This is a genomic window from uncultured Gemmiger sp., from assembly GCA_944388105.1.
Taxonomy (GTDB): Bacteria; Bacillota; Clostridia; order Oscillospirales; family Ruminococcaceae; genus Gemmiger.
This window is the reverse complement of the sequence record CALXHN010000113.1, coordinates 1-6,325: the sequence shown is the minus strand read 5'-3', so window position 1 is coordinate 6,325 and position 6,325 is coordinate 1. Positions and strand designations below refer to the sequence as shown.

At 66.1% G+C, this 6,325-nt stretch carries 4 protein-coding genes; all 4 read right to left on the bottom strand.

All coding sequences use genetic code 11. The features are described from left to right. Positions 1-8: 8 nt before the first annotated feature. On the bottom strand, positions 9-1,640 hold the full coding sequence (locus Q0K17_RS09995; RefSeq protein WP_294542710.1) for an MBL fold metallo-hydrolase: 1,632 nt from the start codon (positions 1,638-1,640) through the stop codon (positions 9-11). 47 nt (positions 1,641-1,687) lie between these two features. Continuing rightward, a complete protein-coding gene (locus Q0K17_RS09990) occupies positions 1,688-4,306 on the bottom strand; it encodes a GH25 family lysozyme (protein WP_294542709.1) in 2,619 nt (872 codons plus the stop codon). Positions 4,307-4,457: 151 nt separating this feature from the next. Then, positions 4,458-5,369: a GNAT family N-acetyltransferase gene (locus Q0K17_RS09985; RefSeq protein ID WP_294542708.1), complete on the bottom strand. Its 912-nt coding sequence runs from the start codon at positions 5,367-5,369 to the stop codon at positions 4,458-4,460. Continuing rightward, positions 5,366-6,199 carry an MYG1 family protein gene (locus Q0K17_RS09980; RefSeq protein WP_294542705.1) on the bottom strand — a complete coding sequence of 278 codons (834 nt, stop codon included), beginning with the start codon at positions 6,197-6,199 and terminating at the stop codon, positions 5,366-5,368. The genes Q0K17_RS09985 and Q0K17_RS09980 overlap by 4 nt, the downstream gene beginning before the upstream one ends. Positions 6,200-6,325: the final 126 nt, after the last annotated feature.

The window sequence follows — 6,325 nt, the reverse complement described above, 5'->3', positions numbered from 1 at the left end:
GGGAAACTTTACCGGTCCCACTTGTCACACAGCGAGGCAATCTGACTGGCAAACCGGGCCAGGTCCTTGTTGGCGCCGCCCCGGTTGTGCTCGATGACCACCATGAGCCGCTTGCCCATGTTGACCAGGCGCTCGTAGGCGGCCGCCGCACGGCGGGACTTGTAGCCTTCGGGGGCGGTGGAGGCTCCGGGCTCCTTGGGGGCGATCTTTTCCCGGTTGCCGGGGGCCACACAGTGCACCTGTCCCCCGCCCAGCAGATACTCGCTGCCGTTGTAGGGGGCTTCGGCGGCGTAGCCTTCCAGCTGCAGGGCCTTGGCAAAATCCGCACAGGCGGCGTCCTCGCCATGGTTCACGAACACAAACCCCGGTTTGGGGGCAAAGCTGTGGATCCAGCGCAGCAGCCCTTCGTGGTCGGCGTGGCCGGACATGCCCGACATCTGGGCGATCTCCGCATTGACCTGCACCGTCTCGCCGAAGAGCTTCACCTCGTCGATGCCTTCCAGCAGGGCCCGACCCAGCGACCCGCCCGCCTGGTACCCCACGAACAGGATGGTGCATTCCTCCCGCCAGAGGTTGTGCTTGAGATGGTGGCGGATGCGTCCGGCGTCGCACATGCCGGAGGCCGAGATGATGACCTTGGGGTTGGGGTCGGCGTTGATGGCCACCGAGTCCTCCTTGGTCTCGCTGATGCGCAGGTTGGGGAACTGCAGGGGGTTTTCTCCCCGGCGCACCAGGGCCAGGGCTTCCTCGTCGTAACACTCGGAATAGTTTTCCCGGAAAATGGTGGTGGATTTGCTGGCCAGGGGACTGTCCACATAGACTTCAAACCCATCGTGGTGCTTGATCCGCCCCTCCTCCTTGATCTGGCGGAGGAAATAGAGCATCTCCTGGGTGCGGCCCACCGCAAAGCTGGGAATGACCACGTTGCCGCCCCGGTCAAAGGTGCGCTGCAGAATGGCGGTCAGCTCCCCCACATAGTCCGGCTTGGGCCCGTGGCTGCGTCCGGCATAGGTGGATTCCATCACCACATAATCGGCATCGGTCAGGTACTGGGGGTCCCGCAGCAGGGGCTGGTTCAGGTTGCCGATGTCCCCGGAAAAGACGATGGTCTCGGTGCTGCCGTTCTCGGTGACATACAGGCTGATGGAGGCGCTGCCCAACAGGTGCCCCACGTCGGTGAAGCAGGCTTTCACCCCGTCTACAATGGGCACCCGCTTACCGTAGGGCTGGGCCCTGAACTGGGCCATCACCGCCAGGGCGTCCTCCACCGTGTAGTCCGGTTCGATGAGGTCCCGGCCGCTGCGCTGGGCCTTGCGGTTCTTCCACTCCGCTTCCTGCTCCTGGATGTGGGCCGAATCCTCCAGCATGATGCCGCACAGGTCCATGGTGGCGTCGGTGGAGTAGATGGGCCCCTTGTAGCCGTTCTTGTACAGGTAGGGGATCCGCCCGGAGTGGTCGATGTGGGCGTGGGTCAGCAGCACCGCGTCGATCTCCCCCGGGGCACAGGGCAGGTCGGCGTTCTCGTAGGTGTCCTTTCCCTGCTCCATGCCGCAGTCGATGAGAAGTTTGTGCCCGCCGGTCTCCAGCAAAGTACAGCTGCCGGTCACCTCCCGGTCGGCGCCCAAAAAGGTCAGTTTCATGGTGTTCCCTTCCTTCCCGCAGTGGCGTGTGTCGGAATATTCGGCGTTCAGCTCACCCGGCCCGCCCCGTAGGCGGGGGCGTCGGGCAGCACGAACGGATCGGCAAAGTTGTTGGTGCGGTCGTTGATGTTCATCCGCACATCCCAGAACGCGTCCCCGTAATCCCGCAGGACGGTGTAATTCTGGTCGCTGAGGGTGCGCAGGGTCCCGGTGTCGGTGATGAGCAGGGCGTCCCCTTCCGCCTCATAGCCCACCAGGCTGTCGGCGTAGGTCTGGGTGACGGTGCCGCTGTCCAGCAGCTGGGCCACCGCTTCGGCGGTGGTCCTGACCAGCTGCACCCGCTGCCCGGAAGGCAGGCTGTTCAGCAGGGTGCCCCGGGTGATATCCCCGTAGTCCGGCTGGGTCACGCCCCCGGCCACGGCGGTGAGGGGCAGGTCGGCCAGACCTTCTTCCAGGCTCTGCCAGTTGTCCTTGTCCCCGTCGGCGTAGGCCAGCCAGACCTCCGCCACATAGTTGCCGAAGGAGATGGTCTTTTTGCCCTCCTCAAAGGTGAAGAGGGTCTGCCCCGCCACCTCGGTGTCCCCTGCCGCCAGCTGGGACAGGCTTTGGGTGGTGGAATCGTAGACGGTGCGGGCCTCCTCCGGGAGGGTCTCCCGGTTGGCCTGCAGGGTGGCGGCGGGCAGGGTGGCGGCGTTTTGCACGCTCACACCGCCCCGGGCGTCAAATACCAGTTCCAGACTGCCCACACTGTCCAGGCCGCTGTTCACGGCGATGACCGGCAGGCTGCCGGAGGCGTCGGTCTCGGCGGCGTTGGCGCTGATGACCGCGTTCACCCCCAGGGTCTTTAGGTCATTCAGGATGGGGGTCACATCGGTGTCCGGTCCGGCGATGCAGAGGATGGCCTGGGCGCCGGCGGCTTTCAGGGCAGCCACCTGCTCGGAGGCCGTCTGGGCCAGGTCGTCGGCGGACATGCCGGCGGCGTGGGCGTAGTTGCCGGTGGAAGCCAGGGAGAAGAACCCGATGGTCTTGCCCGCCCGCTGCACCGTGTAGTTCATGCCGTTGGAGATGCGGTTGCGGCTCCAGCAGGTGGAGCGGTAGAACAGGGGTGCGCCCTCGGTGCCGCGCAGGTTGGCGGCCAGGGAGGGGCCGTTGGCGGTGACCACGTCATCCAGCAGCCGTTCGGGGCCGAAGGCCAGGTCCGCCCCGTCGAAAGCCTGCAGGTCATACCCCGCCGCCGCAAAGGAGGAGGTCATGTCCATGCCGCCGGTCAGGCTGGTGTTGGCGGTGCCCTGCACGCTGCCCCCGGCGTCCAGCAGGATGGCGTCCTGCCCCGAAGCCAGGGCGGCCACGTCGGCCAGGGTGACGGTGCCGTTGTCGGTGACGCCCCGCAGGTTGCCGGTGGCGTAGACGGGCACGGTTACCTGCCCCACCCGCACGGTGACGGCGGCGGACTGGCGGCCGTCGGCCAGGGTGGCGGTGACGGTACAGCTGCCGTCCCCCTTGGCGGTGACCACGCCCTTCTTGTTCACGGTGGCCACGTTCTCGTCGCTGGAAGTCCAGAAAATCCGCTGGCCCCCCTCCTCCTCGGTGACTTCATCGGTGGTCAGGGTGACCTTGTCCTTGGCGGCGCCCAGCCACAGTTCATTGGTATAGGTATCGTTGGTGAAGCTGGGCTGGGCCGCGGCGGCCTTGGCGTCGGTGATGCCGGTGAGCAGCAGCTCCTCCATCACAAAGTCGATGTCCACCGTCTCGCTCTGCACCCCGTAGGTCTCGCCTGGTTCGGTGTAGCTGGCCTGCCACATGGTGTAGGGGCCGGTGTAGCCCAGGTCGGAGCTGAAGCGGGCGATCCAGAAATTGTCCCGCCATTCATCAAAGCCCGCGTCCATCAGGCGGCCCCGGGTCCAGTTCAGGGAGGCATAGACCCCCTGTTCCCCGGTGTAGCCCCATTTTTCCAGCTGGTCGAAGAAGGCGGCGGTGAGTTTGGCCATCTCGTCGGGGAACAGGCCGGTGATGGCCTTGTCCTCCAGGTCGTAGTAAACGGGGTAATCCAGCTTGTAGGGCTTGGAGGTGTAGTCGGTCAGGCCCTCGTGGTCGGGGGCTTTCAGGCCCAGTAGACGGGCCACATGGTCGGCTTCGCTGCGGGCCTGTTCCTCGGTGGTGGCGTAGGAGTAGAGGTACGCCCCGAAGGGAATGCCCAGCCGGGTGCACTCGTCGGCGTTGCGCTCCCAATACTCGTCGTCCTGGGCATACTCCCCTTCCCCGTTCCACTCGCTGCCGAAACCGCAGCGCAGGATGGCAAAGTCGATGCCGGCGGCCTGGGCTTTCTCCCAGTCCACCTCGCCCTGGTATTTGGACACGTCGATGCCCTTTTTCACCGCGGGCAGGATGACCTGGCCCGCATCATTGAAGTAAAAGCCGTTTTCGTTCTTGGCCCAGGCGCCGGCGGCATTGCCCACATCGGGCACGGCGGGTTCCTTGGGACCCCGGTCCCGGCCGGCCAGCACCACGATGACGATGGTCAGGATGACGGCCAGCACGCAGACAGCACACAGCAGCACCGCGCGGCGGCGCTGGCCGCCGGAAGAGCGGCGGGGCGGGCGCGGGGGATTTTGCGGGGCACCGGTCCGGGCCGGACGGCGGTGCACGGTTTTACGGTCCTTTTCCATAACAGTCCTCTTTTTTATTTCTGGGGGCAGGGCGGCCGGGGACCGCCCGCAGGCTTCCTGTATATAAGTTATATACTACCATTTTACCCGTGAAATTACAACGCCCGTTTCCGACAGAATGTGTAAAATCCTGCCGGAAACGGGGCGTCTCTTATTGCGTTTTCTCCAAAATGGCATCCACTTCCGCCCGGGTCAGACCCAGGCGCACGGGGGCGGGCTCTCCCCTGTCGGATTCCTCCGCCAGATGCAGCCACCAGGTCTGCACGTCCAGCCAGCGGCCGAACTTGTACCCGGACCGGGGCTGGGTGCCGGCCTTGAAAAAGCCCAGGGCTTTGTGGAAGGCTTCGCTTTCCGGGTTGGGGTGGGTGACCAGGGCGGCGGCTTCCCGGTAGCCCTGGGCCTTGAGCATGGCCAGCAGGGGACGGTAGAGTCTGCCCCCCACCCCCTGGCCCATGCAGTCGGGGGCGCAGTAGATGGTGGTTTCCACGCACCAGCCGTAGGCGGCCCGGGGGTGCAGGGGATGGGCGCAGGCATAGCCGCACAGGCGGCCGGTGGCATCCTCCGCCACCAGGAAGGGGGCCCGCTGCAGCACGCCCCGGATGTTTTCCCGCATCTCCTCCACCGTGGACAGCTCATACTGGAAGGTGGCGGTGGAGTGGGTGACGTACCAGTTGTACAGGTCCACCACGGCTTCGGCATCGGATTCATCGGCCAGCCGGACGGTGATCTTGTGCTGGGCGGCCCAGGCATCGGCCAGGGCCTCCTTTTCGGGGCGGGAGAGCTTTTTCAGCGCCGCTTCCCGGCGCAGGGCCTCGCTCTTGTCGGCGCAGCGCTGGGCGTAGGCCAGCTTCGCCCCGCCCTTCATGCGGGTGTACCGGGCGCCGGTGCCCCCGGCGTGGTGGCGCAGGCGGCGGGCCAGGTCATTGGTCCAGCCGGAATACAGGCTGCCGTCGGCGCAGCGGACCATGTAGGCCCAGGCGGTGGGGGCGTCCTCCGCCCGCTGGTCGGCGGTGCTGGGGGCAAAGCCCCGGGGCGGGTCCTCGTGAAGATAGGGGCTGGTCACTGGCTCACCGGCTTTCCGGCGGCGCGCAGGGCGCGGCGGCAGGCTTCGATGGCCTGGTCCTTGTCATCGGCGGTGATGAGGAACCGGCTGGGATGGCAGAACCGCAGCCCCAGGCCGCTGCGCTCCCGCAGGACATTCTCGGGCTGGCCGGCCCAGGCGGGAGGGAAGGGGACCTTGCTGCGGCGGGTCTTGTAGTCGGTGACGCACTGGGCGCTGTAGCCGCCCCGCTGGCTGGGATACACCACAAAGATGGCGTCGGTCTTGTACAGGCCGTTTTTCCAGGGCATGTAGGCGGGCAGGACCACAATGCCGTCCTTGGAGGCTTTCCAGGCACGCTGGACCGTCTCGTCCGCCCGGTTGACGGCGTTGGCGGCGGCGATCTCGTTGCGCAGGATCTGGTCGGCCACCGCCACCGCCCGCCAGAAGCACTGGTCCGGGTCGTCCTTGGAGTCCCACAGGGGGTTGAAGGAGCCGATGGCGTCGGCCAGGGAATTCTGTTCCCCGGTGTTGTCGTTCAGGTCCAGGGGCTGGACGAAGTTTTCATCCAGCAGGCGGGCCTGGTGTTCCCCCACCAGGCCGGGGCCCAGCACCCGCCACAGCAGGCCGAAGGCGGCGTAGGGCACCCCGTTGGGACGGGTGTCCCGGGGTTCGCTGTGATGGTCGAACATGCCGCCGCCGATATCGAAAACGATGCCGTCGAAATCATCCGGCACGGCGAATCCCCGGGTGATCTGGATGTCCGGGCGGACGATGCGCAGCAGGGCGGTGGAAAAAACGTCGTCGGCATGGAATTTGCCGCCGTGGGTAAAGCCTTTGGAAGGGATCTTCATGGAATTTCCTCCTGTATGGGTACGGCCGGGAAGGCCGGGTGGTTGGTTTGGGGTGGATGGGATTTATTATAGCACATTTGGGGGGTGGGGGAAAGGACTTCGGGGGCCCCGAAGGGGCGACGGGGG